The sequence below is a fragment of the Phytoactinopolyspora halotolerans genome (genome assembly GCF_010550675.1).
GTDB classification, from domain to species: domain Bacteria; phylum Actinomycetota; class Actinomycetes; order Jiangellales; family Jiangellaceae; genus Phytoactinopolyspora; species Phytoactinopolyspora halotolerans.
On the sequence record NZ_JAAGOA010000038.1, the window covers coordinates 22,845 to 35,771 of the forward strand.

The window sequence follows — 12,927 nt, forward strand, 5'->3', positions numbered from 1 at the left end:
TGCGGGGCCGGGCCGTGGCTTCCCGGCCGCACACGGATCGAGGGCCGGGTCAGCGCTGATCGCCCGGCGCGGCCCGGGGTCGCGCCAGCCGGCTGAGCAGAACCGCACAGGCCGACGCGCGTTCGGCCAGGCTGGCCACCTCGATGTACTCATCATCGGTGTGCGCGCCGCCGCCGCTCGGCCCCAGGCCGTCCAGCGTCGGCACGCCGAGAGCGGCGGTGAAGTTCGCGTCCGAGACGCCGCCGGCCGCAACCGTCTCGATCCGCAACCCGAGGGTCTTCGCGGCGTCGACGTATTCACCGGCGAGCCAGTCGAACGGGCGGGGAAACGCCGGCCGCCCCCCGTATCGCGTCACCTGGGTGGTGGTCCCCTCGACCGGCCCGGGGCCCGCCAGCGCCTGGAGCCCACGTTCGACGGTTCGCTCCGCTTCGTCGTCGAACCTGGCGTCCACATGCACCGACGCGACCGGCGGAATGATGTTGGGCCGGGTACCGCCGTCGGCCAGCACCACGTTGACCGTGGCCCGGTCCACGTCGCGGCCCAGCTGCTGGATGCCGAGGATCTTGTGCGCGAGCGTCTCCAGCGCGTTGGCTCCGGCCCCCGGATTCGAGCCGCTGTGCGATGCCCGCCCCGTCACGTCGAGACGGTAACGCGCCACTCCGCGCCGGGAGGTGACCACGGCTCCGGACGGCCTGGCCGCCTCGAAGACGAGCGCGGCGTCCCGGCCGGTCGCCATCTCCTCGATCACCGGCCGGGAGAACGGCGACCCGGACTCCTCGTCCCCGTTGAACACCATGGTGAGGTCAAGACCGTCCCACGCGTCCTCGCCGAGTTCACTCAGCGCGGCGAGCATGACGACCAGACCCCCCTTCATGTCGGCCACGCCGGGGCCGAAGGCCCGCTCACCGGCCATCCGGAACGGACGCGCCTGCGCCGTGCCGCGGTCGAAGACCGTATCCACGTGTCCGACCATCAGCACCCGGCTGCGGTGTGTCCGGCTGCCGGAACGCCGCGCGACCAGGACGGACGGTCCACCGTCCGTCGCACGCTGCCGGACGCTGAGACCCAGCCGGTCCAGTACGGGCACGAGTCTGCTGTACACGGCTTCGATTCCGGTGTGGTCCCCGGGGGCGCTGTCCGTGTTGACGAGTTCCTCCAGCAAAGAAAGCCACGCCGTGCCGTCGCGTTCCACCGTCACCTCACGCTCTCGGCGGCGAAGGCTGCACCTCGCCGAGTGAGCCGGCGGCGAGCGCCGACCGCTTCGGAGTCCGATCCGTCCACGTGACCTGCGCGGACGCCAGGACGAGGGCTGCTCCGCAGCCACGTGCTCTCAGTCAAGGCAGCTGCCTCCAAGCTGACCAACTTGTGTTTCCCTATTTGAGTCTTATTGCTTCCCTATATGAGTTGCAGAGTATGCCACAATGAAAAACAGCGCGCCAGGGAAGAGGGCGAACGGATCCGTCGCGGGCGTTTGCTACCCCCTGCTTCCTTAGGATGGAAGGGCGTTAACCTGTGAATTCGCCGAAGAGATCACAGAACGCATCTCCTGCGCTAGGCTGTCACCGGACCGTCGGGAAGCAGAGAGAGGGCATCAGGGTGGTTAACCGGAGAACGTCGGAGCGGCAGCGCCAAGCTCTCGTCGACGACCTGCGGCAAGCATGCCGCGATGGCCGCCTGCACCCCGGCGACATGCTTCCCACGGTGCGAGAGCTGCAAGAGAAGTACCGGCTCTCGCCGCGCACCGTCACGTCCGAGCTGAGAAAGCTCGTGGACGAAGGGCTGTTGCGGACCGTGCCGAGAGTCGGCGTCTTCGTCGCGGACACGGCCAGCGCGGATCCGGACAGCTACCTCATGCTCGTCCAGCCCAGGCGGCGCTCGGGCACGATGTCGACCGTGGACCGGGTCCGCTTCGGTTTCGAGGAGCGCGTCACCCAGCTGGGCGCGGCGAGCGCGACGATGGAGGTAGACGTCGCGCTTCGACGTGCGGAAGAAGGAACGCTTCCCCCCGTCGCCGGGGCATTCCTGGCGATGCCGGATCGCGGCGAGGATCTGCTCCGGATCGGAGACGCGTCGACGGCGCGCGTCCGCTGGGCATCGATCCCCATGACGCCGCAAGACCCGACGAAGACCGTCGACATGGTGACCGTGGACCACGAGGACGGCGGCCGGGCCGCCACTCAGCACCTGTGGCAACGCGGCCACCGCCGCATCGCCTTCCTCGGACTGCATACCCCCGGTCGCGAAGATCCCCGGTACCACTGGTCCGCGCTACGCATGCAGGGCTGGCGGGAGGCCATGGAGACGTTCGGCGAGCGCACGGACACGATCGGCTTCCTGACCGACACACCCCCCGCCTCCTATGAGCGCGAGGTGGAGGCCACCCGCGAATCGGCGCATGCCGTCGTCCTGCGGCGGGATGTCACCGCGGTAGTGTGCGCCAGTCACAATGCGGCTCTCGGCTTGTTGGCCGCGCTGCGAGACGCCGGCGTGCCCCCGGAGGGCTGGCCCGCGATGGTCTCCTTCGAAGACATATCCGAAGCCGGCGACGGGATCCTGACCTCCGTGCGAGTGCCATGCGAGGACATCGGCCGGGAAGCGGCCCAGATCCTGTGGGAACGACGACACGGCCGGCTCACCGGACCAGCTGAAGACCGCCGGCTGCCGATGCCGGTCATCCGCCGCGTCGACTCCCGCAACGGTTGGCCCGAGACGGAGGAGACCGCGCCGGCCAGTCCGCGCGCATAGAACCTCGAAGGAAACACTGCTTCCCTCTGTTTCCATATTGTGACGTCAGCTACCGAGCCGCGGCCACGCACGCCTGCCACCTTCTCGCCGGAGGGCCGGCGCCGCTGACCTGAGCAGCCGCAGCCATCACACAGCTTCGCCACAGCGCAGCTTCCATGATCCAACGCCGCAGGCAGGCGACACAGGGCAAATCGACTGGCCACGGCTGGTACGCCTGCGCGAAACCTCGGCACCGACATCCAGCAGGCACCGGCCGATCGGGCGACAGGTCAGCCGCAGCGGACGCGGGTTCGCCCGATGGGCGAACCCGCCCAGACCGTCGCACCGCGGATTTTCATCACGTTTTCGTTATAGAGAAGCAGTTGACAAGCAATGAGATACAGAACAGACTCTCTGCAATCAAGCGCGTGCCCTGTTTCCGAGTAGAGGAGACGTTCATGGCAACACCGCCCCGCGTCCCGACCACAGGCTCCACCACGCCCGCCGGCATGAGCAGGCGCAGCTTCGTCCGTAACGCCGGACTCCTCACCGCAGGTGGTCTGTCCGCCGGCGCTCTGGGCGCCGTCACCACCGGCCCCGCCTTCGCGTCCACGACATTCGACTACACGACGCCCGAGGCGTTCGACGCGTTCGACGCGGCGTACCAGAGCGGCGGCCAGGGCCCCGACAACAACAACGAAGCCGGCGCGCTTGCCTGGCAGCAGTCCTACGCCTTACGCAGCTTCGTGATGATGTACCTCGCGCACGGCGACACGTCGTACCTCGATCGGCTGATCGACAACGTCGACATCATGCTCACCCACCGGGACAGCGAGCGCGGGGTCACCGACTATCGCGGGCTCTCCCTACCGGCCTGGCGCACGATGAACCCGTACACCGTCGGCTTCTGTGACCTGCTCGACGCCGGCGGCCGGCCGACACTGCAGATCCGCAGCGGGCGCAACTACGCCGACACCACACAGGTCACGGTGACCCACGGCGCCGGCGACACCTTCTCCCTGGTGGTGCACAACGGGCAGTTCGACTTCACCGACACCTTCGCCGACCTGACGATGGACCCCTCCAGCGCCGATTACGCCGTCCAGCGGATCTACGACGACTACCCCGGCAGCATCCTGTGCACCGGCCACGACCAGGACATCGGTACCCGGCCGGCCGAGGGCACGTACGACATGTTCGCGCAGCCCGTGATCCTGGCCGTGCACACCGGCATGATCACGTATCCGATCGCCAGCTTCGTCCGCATCGTCAAGTCCGACCCCCAGCTCGCTCACGAGCAGTACTACCAGGACAAGGCCGACGAGTACCTGGCCGCGGTGGAGGCCGCCGTCGCCGTGCACGACCACGAGTGGCGCGAGACGGATGACGGGCGTGGCTACTACTTCTGGGAGAAGGGGACACCGTTCGGTTTCGACGGCCAGGCGCAGCCGCTCAACATGACGCTGGCTCTCGGCCGTACCGTGCTCGAACTGGCCGCGGTCAGCGGCGACGCCCAGCACGTCCACCGGGCGAACGCGCTGGCCGCCATGTTCAAGGCGGAGCTGATCGACCAGGACACCGACGGCACGACGACGTCGATCTGGTACTACTTCCCCACGTACTCGGCGGCCTGGGAGGGCTATGGCAAGACCGGCTCCGCCGAGACGGACATCTCGCTGCACAAGCCGTCTTACGCCGAGGCGAACGGCTACAAGAACTACGAGGACTACAGCCACGGCGCGATCGACGTCGACTTCGCCGCCCTGGCGCACCAGCACGGATACGTCCTCACCAGCCAGGACATCGCGAAGATCGCGGCGACGTTCACCGAGAATCTGGCCGGGACCGATGCAGACGGCGTGGCTTCGGTCCACTACGTCGTCACCGGCGACGGGGCGCTGCGGTCGAATCCGCTGAGCGCCGCCCGCTGGATGGCCCTCACCCCCGCGGACCCAGCGATCTTCCAGCACTGTCTGGACATCTACGCGGACCGCGACACCCAGCCCACGCCGACCAGCGGCACCCGCCTGCTCGGCGTCGCGATGCTCAACTGGGGCGCGCGTCAGGGCGCGGCCAACGGCCGGTATCACCGCTGGCGCACCTCTACCCGGCGCCGCTCCAACCAGTAACAACCGAACGGGACAGCAATGACGATCTGGGCAAACTTGCTGCACATCAGCTACAACTTCTGGAGCGACTCGCCCGAGCCGCGGCGGCTGAGCGCATGGCGCGACTCCATGCAGTTCGACGACGGCGTCTGGGCCGAGGTGACCCAGAAGATGGCCGAGGACGGCTTGAACATGGCCGTCCTCGACCTCGGTGACGCCATCCGGTACGAGTCACACCCGGAGATCGCGCTGACGGACGCCTGGAGCACGGCACGACTGAAGGAGGAGGTCGCGCGGCTGCGCGAACTCGGACTGGAGCCGATCCCGAAGCTGAACTTCAGCACCGGGCACGACGCGTGGCTGGGGATGTATCAGCGGCAGGTGTCCACCCCGGTGTACTACCAGGTCTGTCAGGACCTGATCGCCGAGGTCGGCGAGCTCTTCGACGGTCCGCGGCTGTTCCACCTCGGCATGGACGAGGAGACCGCGCAGAACCAGCCCAGATCGCGACTGGTGGTGATCCGGCAACACGAGCTGTGGTGGGAGGACCTGTGCTTCCTCGCCGACGAGGTGACCAAGACGGGCGCCCGCCCGTGGGTGTGGTCGGATCACGCCTGGCGGCATCCGCAGGAGTTCTACTGGAAGATGCCGAGGTCGATCGTGCAGAGCAATTGGCACTACGACCTGAACTTCACCGATGAGAACGAGGACGACCGTCCGCGGGTGATGCCGGTTCCGGAGAACCGGGACTGGCGGTACCTGACCTATCTCGACCTCGACGATCAGGGTTTCGACCAGATACCCACGGCGAGCAACTACCGGCAGGCGAAGAGCTTCGAGGCGACGGTGGAATTCTGCCGCCGCCGCCTCGACCGGTCCCGGCTGCTGGGTTTCCTGCAGACCACGTGGAAGCCGACCACCTCGGAGTTCAGGGATCACCATCTGCAGGCCGTCGCCCAGGTGAAGCGCGCGATCGAGCGTGACGCGGCAGAAGCGGAGCAGGCGTGATGTCCGCCGAACTCGCGATCGACGGCGGTCGTCCCGTACGCACCGAGCCGTTCCCCGCATGGCCGGTGTCGGGCGACGAGGAGGCCCGTGCGCTCGCGGCGGTGCTGGCCTCCGGCCGATGGGGCAGCACCAGCGGCGAAGCGGTCCGCGAATTCGAGCGTGCATTCGCCGACTACCAGCAGGCCGAGCACTGCGTGGCGGTCTGCAACGGCACCTTGGGGTTGACCGCGGCCCTGAAGGCGCTCGGCGTCGGTATCGGCGACGAGGTGGTGATGCCGGCCTACACCTTCATCGGCAGCGCCACAGCGGCACTGATGATCGGCGCCGTTCCGGTCTTCGCCGACGTCGATGCCGGCACCCATCTGCTCGACCCGGCGGCGGCCGAAGCCGCGATCACCGAGCGGACCGCGGCGATCATGCCGGTGCATCTGGCCGGCCAGCCCTGTGACATGGACGCCTTCGCCGACCTCGGCCGGCGTCGCGGGCTGGCGGTGATCGAGGACGCCGCGCAGGCGCATGGCGCTGAGTGGCGTGGCCGGCGGGTGGGTGCACTCGGTGACGCCGGCATGTTCAGCTTCCAGACCAGCAAGAACATGACCTCCGGGGAAGGCGGCGCCGTGGTGGCGAACGCCGCCGACGTCGGCCGTCGGCTGTACGCTCAGGCCAACGTCGGCCGGGTGCCGGACGGTGGCTGGTACCAGCACGAGCAGATCGCCTTCAACCTGCGCCTGACCGAGTTCCAGGGTGCGATCCTCCGCGAGCAGCTGCGCCGGCATCCCGAGCAGACGCGCCGCCGGACCGCCGTCTGGCAGCTGCTGACCGAGCTGTTGGCCGATGTCCCCGGCATCGAGGTACCGCACATCGACGAGCGCGTCACCGCGCACGGCCGGCACCTGTTCACCTTCCGTGTCGCCGGACTCGGCGGTGCGGAGCGCAAGACTCGCTTCGTCCGTGCGCTGGCGGCCGAGGGTATCCCGGTCTCCGGCGGCTACGTCGGCCTGCACCGCAACGAAGCGATCCGCAACGAGATCCACACGATCACCACCACGCTCGGACGGCCACAGCCGATCTCCGAGCTCCCGGCCACCGAACACGTGGTGGCCGAGGCGATGTGGCTGTCACCGCAGACCCTCCTCGGCACCGCAGCGGACGCCGAGGACATCGCCACCGCCATCCGCAAGGTTCTCAAGCACTCGGAAGAACTCTGACGTGTCCGCGTCCGCGGACACCACGGTCATCGAGGTTCACGGAGGAATCATGAGCACACGTAGCCGGCCGGCCGGGCGCAGCACCGGCAGACGCCGATCGACCGCCGCGGCGGTAGCCGTTGCGCTGGCCCTGTCCGGTTGCTCCCTCTTCGGCGACGACGGGGGCAACGCGAGCGGCACCGGCGGCGACGCCGGCTCCGGCGGGGCCGACGGCTCCGATGCCGAACTTGCGGCCGAGCAGGTCCTGCGCCTGTCCAGCAGCAACCTGCCGATCATCGACCCGCAGGTCGTGACCTTCGGCATGTGGATGTCGGCGAAGGGCATCTTCGAGGGCCTGGTCGTGCAGAACGAGGACGGTACCGACGTCCTGCCGGGTATGGCGGAGAGCTGGGAGGTCTCCGACGACGGGCTGACCTATACCTTCCACATCCGCGAGGACGCCGCCTGGTCCAACGGTGACCCGCTGACCGCGGAGGACTTCGAGCGCACCTACCAGCGACTGTTCACACCCGAAGCCGGGGAGACCGGCGGTAGCACCTCGGGGGCCAATTCCTACCAGAGCGCCACCAACATCAAGGGTGCCACCGACTTCCTGGAGGGAGCCACCGACGACTGGTCCGAGGTGGGCGTACGGGCGGTGGACGAACGTGTGCTGGAGATCGAGGTCGCCTCCCCCACCCCTGGTTTCCTGCTGGCGATGACCCATCCGTCGATGTTGCCGCTGCACATGGACACCGTCGAGGAACACCCACAGGACTGGCAGGAAGCCGAGCACATCGTCAGCAACGGTCCGTTCATGATCGATCAGTGGGTGACCAACTCGAGCATGGAGCTGGTCCCCAACCCGCACTACTGGGACACGGACAACGTCCACCTGGACCGGATCGAGATCGCGCTGCTCGAGGGCGGGACCACCGGCGCGGCGACGGTGCCCTACGAGAACGACGAGGTGGACATCGTCGGGCTGGCCAACGCGGACATCATCCGGATGGAGAGTGACCCGGAGCTGGCCGACCACGTCCAGATCGCCCCGTCCGTCTCCTACGTGTACCTGGCGACGCTGCGCAGCGAGAACCCGTTGCTGGAGGACGTCAATATCCGCAAGGCGCTCTCCCTGGCGCTCGACCGGGAGTACATCGCCGAGGTGACCCCGGACGCCCAGCCCGGCCGCTCGCTGGTGCTGGGCATCGTCCCCGGCTACGACGAGAGCATCGAGGTCAACGAGGACGTCGAGGAGGCGCAGGGGCTGCTCGCCGAGGCCGGCTACCCGGACGGCGAGGGGTTCCCGGAGATCAACCTGCTGGCCGGCAGCTCGAACGTGGACGTGGAGGCCATCGTCGACTCGTGGCGACGTAACCTCGGCATCGACGCGAAGGCCGACACCGTGGAAACGGGTGTGCTCGTGGAGCGCCGCTGGGCGGTGCAGGACGAGGACTACGTGGGCTTCTACTACGGCTCCTTCGCCGGCACGCCGGACTGGCCGACCATGGTCGGCTCGCTCTGGTCGCCACGCGACATTCAGGAGTTCAGCCTTCCGGCCGACGTCTGGGCTGAGTACCAGGAGGTCCAGGCCGACGGCGAGCTGTCGATCTCGGAACGCAACGCCGAGCTGGCCGAGATGCTCGACGAGCACGCCAGCGACGCCTCGCACGAACTCGCCGACCTGGTCGACCAAGCCATGAACAGCGCCGACGAGGCCGAGCAGCAGGAGCTGTTCACGCAGGCGGCTCAGTTGCGCGAGGAGCAGCACTTGATCATCCCGGTGCTGTGGAAGGACCGCTACTTCGCGGTGCGCCCGACGGTACAAGGACTGAACCTGAGGCCCTCGTCCGATGCCTACTACTTCAAGGGCATCAGCATCGCGGCCGACGAACAGTAAGGAAACACGATGGCCGTACGGCCGGAACGGCGCGGGGAGGGCACGCCATGAGCTTCATGACATACCTGGGCAAGCGTGTCGTGCGGATGGTGCTCTCCCTGATCGCCGTATCCGCGATCACCTTCACGCTGCTCCAGATGGCGCCGGGAAACTTCGCGGACATTCAACGGATCAGTGCCGGCGCCGCCCAGTTCGGCGGCGCCGGCACCGAAGACATGGTGCACGCGTTCGCATCCCGTTACGGGGACGACATCCCGGCCTGGCGCCAATACCTGATCTTCATGAAAGGCGCCGCCACCTGGGACTTCGGACCCTCGTACAAGTACCCGACGCAGGATGTCCAGGACATCATCGCGCAGGGATTCCCGATTTCGGCGACGATCGCCCTCATCGCGGTGGCGCTGTCGCTGATGATCGCCATCCCTATCGGTGTGTACGCGGCGGTCCGGCAGAACTCCGCAGCCGACCACGGGACGATGTTCCTGATCACCCTCGGCACGGCGCTGCCGAACTATCTGACCGGCGTCATCCTGGTGCTGTTCTTCACGCTCACGCTGGGGGTGTTGCCGTCCAGCGGCTGGGACGGTCCGCAGCACATGATCATGCCCGTGCTGGCGCTGGTGCTGGGGCCGACGGCCGTGCTCGCCAGATATGTCCGGTCCAGCATGCTGGAGACGCTGCGCGAAGAGTACGTGGTCGCGGCGCTGGCGAAAGGCGGGCCGCGCGCCACGGTCATCACGCGGCATGCGCTTGGCAACTCGCTGATCCCGATCGTGACCGTGCTGGGTCCGTTGCTGGCGGCGCTGATGACCGGCACCGTCTTCGTGGAGGCGTTGTTCCGCATCCCCGGGTTGGGGCTGTACTTCGCCCAGGCGGCCGCCAGCCGGGACATGCCCCTGCTGATGGGCACGGCGCTGTTCTTCGCGCTGATCTTGATGACCATGAACCTGATCGTCGACCTGGTCTACGGGTACCTCGATCCCCGAATCCGAGCGGCAGGGGGTGTCAACCGGTGGCGACGCTCACAGAAGAACCCGCAGCAGCAGCCGGCGTAACGGCCGAGCGGGCCAGAAGTCACTGGTCTCGCGCATGGGCCCGATTCCGGGCCAACAGACTCGCCTTTGTGAGCCTGATCTTCTGCGCGCTGCTGATCGTGACCGCGCTGGCGGCGCCCTGGATCGCGCCGTACCACTTCTCCGAGACCGACCCGGACGCACGGCTGGCGCCGCTGCTGACCGACGGGCATCTGCTCGGCACCGACCTGCTGGGCCGGGACATCTTCAGCCGGCTGGTCTACGGGCTGCGGACCGCGCTGTTCGTCGCGTTCGGTGCGGAGCTGGCGTCGCTGGTGGTGGCGATCCTGATCGGGCTGTCCGCCGGTTACATCGGCGGCCGGGTCGACCAGGGACTCATGGGCATCACCGACGTGATGTACGCGTTCCCGAGCTACATCTTCGCCATCGTGCTGGTCACCGTCATGGGACGCAGCATCTGGGCGGTGATGCTGGCCATCGGGATCTCATCGTGGGTGACTCAGGCGCGGCTGGTCCGCGCTCAGGTGCTCACCGTCAAGGAACGCGAGTACGTCGAGGCGGCGAGGTCGATGGGTGCCTCCGGGGTGACGATCTCGCTCCGGTACATCCTGCCCAACGCCATCGGGCCACTGCTGGTCACCACAAGCTTCGCCATCCCGGCGGCGATCGGTGCGGAGGCAGGGCTGGCGCTGCTCGGACTCGGCGTGCAGCCGCCCACCCCCTCCTGGGGATCGATGATCTCGGAAGGCACCAGCTACATCCTGGCCGCGCCGCATCTGCTGTTCCTGCCGGCCACCCTGTTCGCGCTGACCTTGCTGGCGTTCACCTGGGTGGGAGACGGCATCCGGGACGCCTTCGACACCAGCGGGGAGGACCGATGAGTGCGTCGTCGCTCGAGGTGGAAGGGCTGCGCACCGAGTTCGTCCTGCGCGATCGGGTCCTGCGCGTGGTCGATGACGTCAGCTTCACCGTCAAACCCGGTCGAGCGCTGGCCATCGTCGGCGAGAGCGGCAGCGGTAAGAGCGTGACCATGCGCAGCGTCATGCGGCTGCTGCCGAAGACCGGACGCGTCGCCGGCGGACGGGCGCGGCTGGGCGGGACCGACCTGCTCGGCTTGTCCGAACGTCAGATGCGCAAGGTGCGCGGGCGCGACATCGGCATGGTCTTCCAGAACGCGATGGAAGCGCTCAACCCGACATTGACGCTGGAGCGCCAGCTGACCGAGCACCTGTTGTGGCACGGTGTCTGCGATCGGGCCGAGGCCAAGCGGCGCGCCATACAAACGCTCGGCGACGTCGGCATCCCGGAACCGGAGCAGCGCATCCGCACCTACCCGTTCCAGCTGTCCGGCGGCATGCGGCAGCGGGCCATGATCGCCACGGCCATGGTCACCCAGCCGTCGGTGCTGATCGCCGACGAGCCGACCACGGCCGTCGACGTCACGGTACAGCGACAGCTGCTGGACCTGCTGGCACAGTTGAAGGCGCGCGGCACCGGCGTCATCATGATCACCCACGACCTCGGCGTGGCCCGGTACTTCTGCGACGACGCGATCGTCATGTACGCGGGGCGGGTGGTGGAACGCGGTCCGATCCGGCAGCTGCTCGAGCGCCCCGCGCATCCGTACACCGCGGGCCTGTTCTCCTCCACGCTGGAGGTCGGGGCCCGGCACCGTCCGTTGCAGCCGGTGCCCGGCGCTCCGCCCGACCTGGCACACCGTCCGCCCGGGTGTGCGTTCCACCCGCGCTGCGGGCAAGCCGAGCAGAGATGCGGCCAGGAGGAACAGCCGCTGCTGCCCTGGTCCGAGGACGGGCAGCGCGAGGTCGCCTGCTGGAAGGCGGTGCAGCATGTCTGAGCTCACGGTGCGACGCGACGAGACCGAGGCCGGCGCTCAGCCGGCGGACAGGCGCCTGATCGGCGTCGACCACGTCGACAAGATCTTCGACACCAGGGCCGGGCAGGTGCACGCGGTCCGGGACGTGTCGCTGTCGGTCCGGCATGGCGAGACGCTGGGTCTGGTCGGTGAGAGCGGAAGCGGCAAGTCGACCGTGGCCCGGCTGATGATGGGGCTCATGCCGCCCACCCGCGGCACCGTCACCTTCGACGGCGTGGACCTGGCCACGGTGCGCCGCGGCGATCTTCGCCGGCTGCGGGCGCAGATGCAGATGGTGTTCCAGAATCCGTACGGCTCGCTGCTTCCGCACTACAGTGCGGCCGGGAACGTGGCAGAGCCGCTGCGGCTGCACAAGCGGGGAGACAAGGCCTCGCGGCGACAGCGCGCGATCGAGCTGCTCACCATGGTGGGGGTCAATCCGCGATTCGCCGACCACTACCCGCGGCAGTTCTCCGGGGGCCAGCAGCAGCGCGTGGCCATCGCGCGGGCGCTCGCCCTGGAACCGAAGTTGCTGATGTGCGACGAGCCGACGTCCTCGCTGGACGTCTCCATCCAGGCACAGGTGCTCGCGCTGCTGGACGAGTTGCGGACCGCGCTCGGCCTCACCGTGGTGTTCATCTCGCACAATCTGGCGGTCGTGGAGCGCTTCGCCGATCGGGTCGCTGTGATGTGCCTCGGCCAGGTGGTGGAGGTGGCACCCACCGACGTGCTGTTCGACACTCCGCGGCATCCGTATACGCAGCAGTTGCTGGCTGCCGTTCTGCCGGTGACGCGGGACCCGCTTCCGGTGCCGGCCGACCCGTGGCGCCCGCAGGCCGTCGACCTGCCGCTGCGCGAGGTGGCGCCGGGGCATTACGTGCGCGACTCGTGACATCCGAGCGCCTGGCACACCTGCTTGACACGAAGAGACGCCGGGTCTCCCCGCCCACCGCGGCGGTGGTGGCCCGGGCTGTGAGTCGGGTCGGGAACTGGAGAGGAAATGATGTCTGACGTTAGGGCCCAGGGTCGATCAGTTGCCGGTTTCCCGGTTGGTTGTTCGTCCCGTTGTGCCCTTGGTCAGGTCAGTTCCGCT

General features: G+C 68.2%; 10 protein-coding genes. 9 read left to right on the forward strand and 1 reads right to left on the reverse strand.

Annotated features, from left to right (window positions below; genetic code table 11):
- Positions 1-49: 49 nt before the first annotated feature.
- Positions 50-1,198 carry a M20 family metallopeptidase gene (locus tag G1H10_RS31180; RefSeq protein ID WP_163745184.1) on the reverse strand — a complete coding sequence of 383 codons (1,149 nt, stop codon included), beginning with the start codon at positions 1,196-1,198 and terminating at the stop codon, positions 50-52.
- A gap of 398 nt (positions 1,199-1,596) precedes the next feature.
- Between G1H10_RS31180 and G1H10_RS34875 the strand changes: the two genes are divergently transcribed.
- The 9 genes from G1H10_RS34875 (at position 1,597) to G1H10_RS31225 (ending at position 12,726) form a co-directional block, all read left to right on the forward strand.
- Complete coding sequence (locus G1H10_RS34875) at positions 1,597-2,745, forward strand: GntR family transcriptional regulator (protein WP_163745185.1); 1,149 nt, start codon at positions 1,597-1,599, stop codon at positions 2,743-2,745.
- 437 nt (positions 2,746-3,182) lie between these two features.
- Positions 3,183-4,853, forward strand: a complete 1,671-nt coding sequence (locus G1H10_RS31190; RefSeq protein WP_163745186.1) for a hypothetical protein — start codon at positions 3,183-3,185, stop codon at positions 4,851-4,853.
- 18 nt (positions 4,854-4,871) lie between these two features.
- Positions 4,872-5,840 (forward strand): glycoside hydrolase family 20 protein, encoded by a 969-nt coding sequence (locus G1H10_RS31195; protein WP_163745187.1) that lies wholly within the window; start codon positions 4,872-4,874, stop codon positions 5,838-5,840.
- Positions 5,840-7,048 (forward strand): DegT/DnrJ/EryC1/StrS family aminotransferase, encoded by a 1,209-nt coding sequence (locus G1H10_RS31200; protein WP_163745188.1) that lies wholly within the window; start codon positions 5,840-5,842, stop codon positions 7,046-7,048. The genes G1H10_RS31195 and G1H10_RS31200 overlap by 1 nt, the downstream gene beginning before the upstream one ends.
- A 49-nt stretch (positions 7,049-7,097) precedes the next feature.
- Positions 7,098-8,927, forward strand: coding sequence for a peptide ABC transporter substrate-binding protein (locus G1H10_RS31205; protein WP_163745189.1), 1,830 nt, complete (start codon positions 7,098-7,100; stop codon positions 8,925-8,927).
- A 47-nt stretch (positions 8,928-8,974) separates the two neighbouring features.
- A complete protein-coding gene (locus G1H10_RS31210) occupies positions 8,975-9,982 on the forward strand; it encodes an ABC transporter permease (protein ID WP_163745190.1) in 1,008 nt (335 codons plus the stop codon).
- Positions 9,940-10,842 (forward strand): ABC transporter permease, encoded by a 903-nt coding sequence (locus G1H10_RS34880; protein ID WP_163745191.1) that lies wholly within the window; start codon positions 9,940-9,942, stop codon positions 10,840-10,842. Before G1H10_RS31210 ends, G1H10_RS34880 begins: the two co-directional genes overlap by 43 nt.
- Positions 10,839-11,816, forward strand: coding sequence for an ABC transporter ATP-binding protein (locus tag G1H10_RS31220; RefSeq protein ID WP_163745192.1), 978 nt, complete (start codon positions 10,839-10,841; stop codon positions 11,814-11,816). The genes G1H10_RS34880 and G1H10_RS31220 overlap by 4 nt, the downstream gene beginning before the upstream one ends.
- Positions 11,809-12,726: an ATP-binding cassette domain-containing protein gene (locus tag G1H10_RS31225; protein ID WP_163745193.1), complete on the forward strand. Its 918-nt coding sequence runs from the start codon at positions 11,809-11,811 to the stop codon at positions 12,724-12,726. The genes G1H10_RS31220 and G1H10_RS31225 overlap by 8 nt, the downstream gene beginning before the upstream one ends.
- The last annotated feature ends 201 nt before the right edge of the window (positions 12,727-12,927 follow it).

Coding starts and splice junctions, on each gene's coding strand:
- G1H10_RS31220 (WP_163745192.1), top strand. CDS start 10,839: ATGAGTGCGTCGTCGCTCGAGGTGGAAGGGCTGCGCACCGAGTTCGTC.
- G1H10_RS31210 (WP_163745190.1), top strand. CDS start 8,975: ATGAGCTTCATGACATACCTGGGCAAGCGTGTCGTGCGGATGGTGCTC.
- G1H10_RS31190 (WP_163745186.1), top strand. CDS start 3,183: ATGGCAACACCGCCCCGCGTCCCGACCACAGGCTCCACCACGCCCGCC.
- G1H10_RS31225 (WP_163745193.1), top strand. CDS start 11,809: ATGTCTGAGCTCACGGTGCGACGCGACGAGACCGAGGCCGGCGCTCAG.
- G1H10_RS31205 (WP_163745189.1), top strand. CDS start 7,098: ATGAGCACACGTAGCCGGCCGGCCGGGCGCAGCACCGGCAGACGCCGA.
- G1H10_RS31200 (WP_163745188.1), top strand. CDS start 5,840: ATGTCCGCCGAACTCGCGATCGACGGCGGTCGTCCCGTACGCACCGAG.
- G1H10_RS31195 (WP_163745187.1), top strand. CDS start 4,872: ATGACGATCTGGGCAAACTTGCTGCACATCAGCTACAACTTCTGGAGC.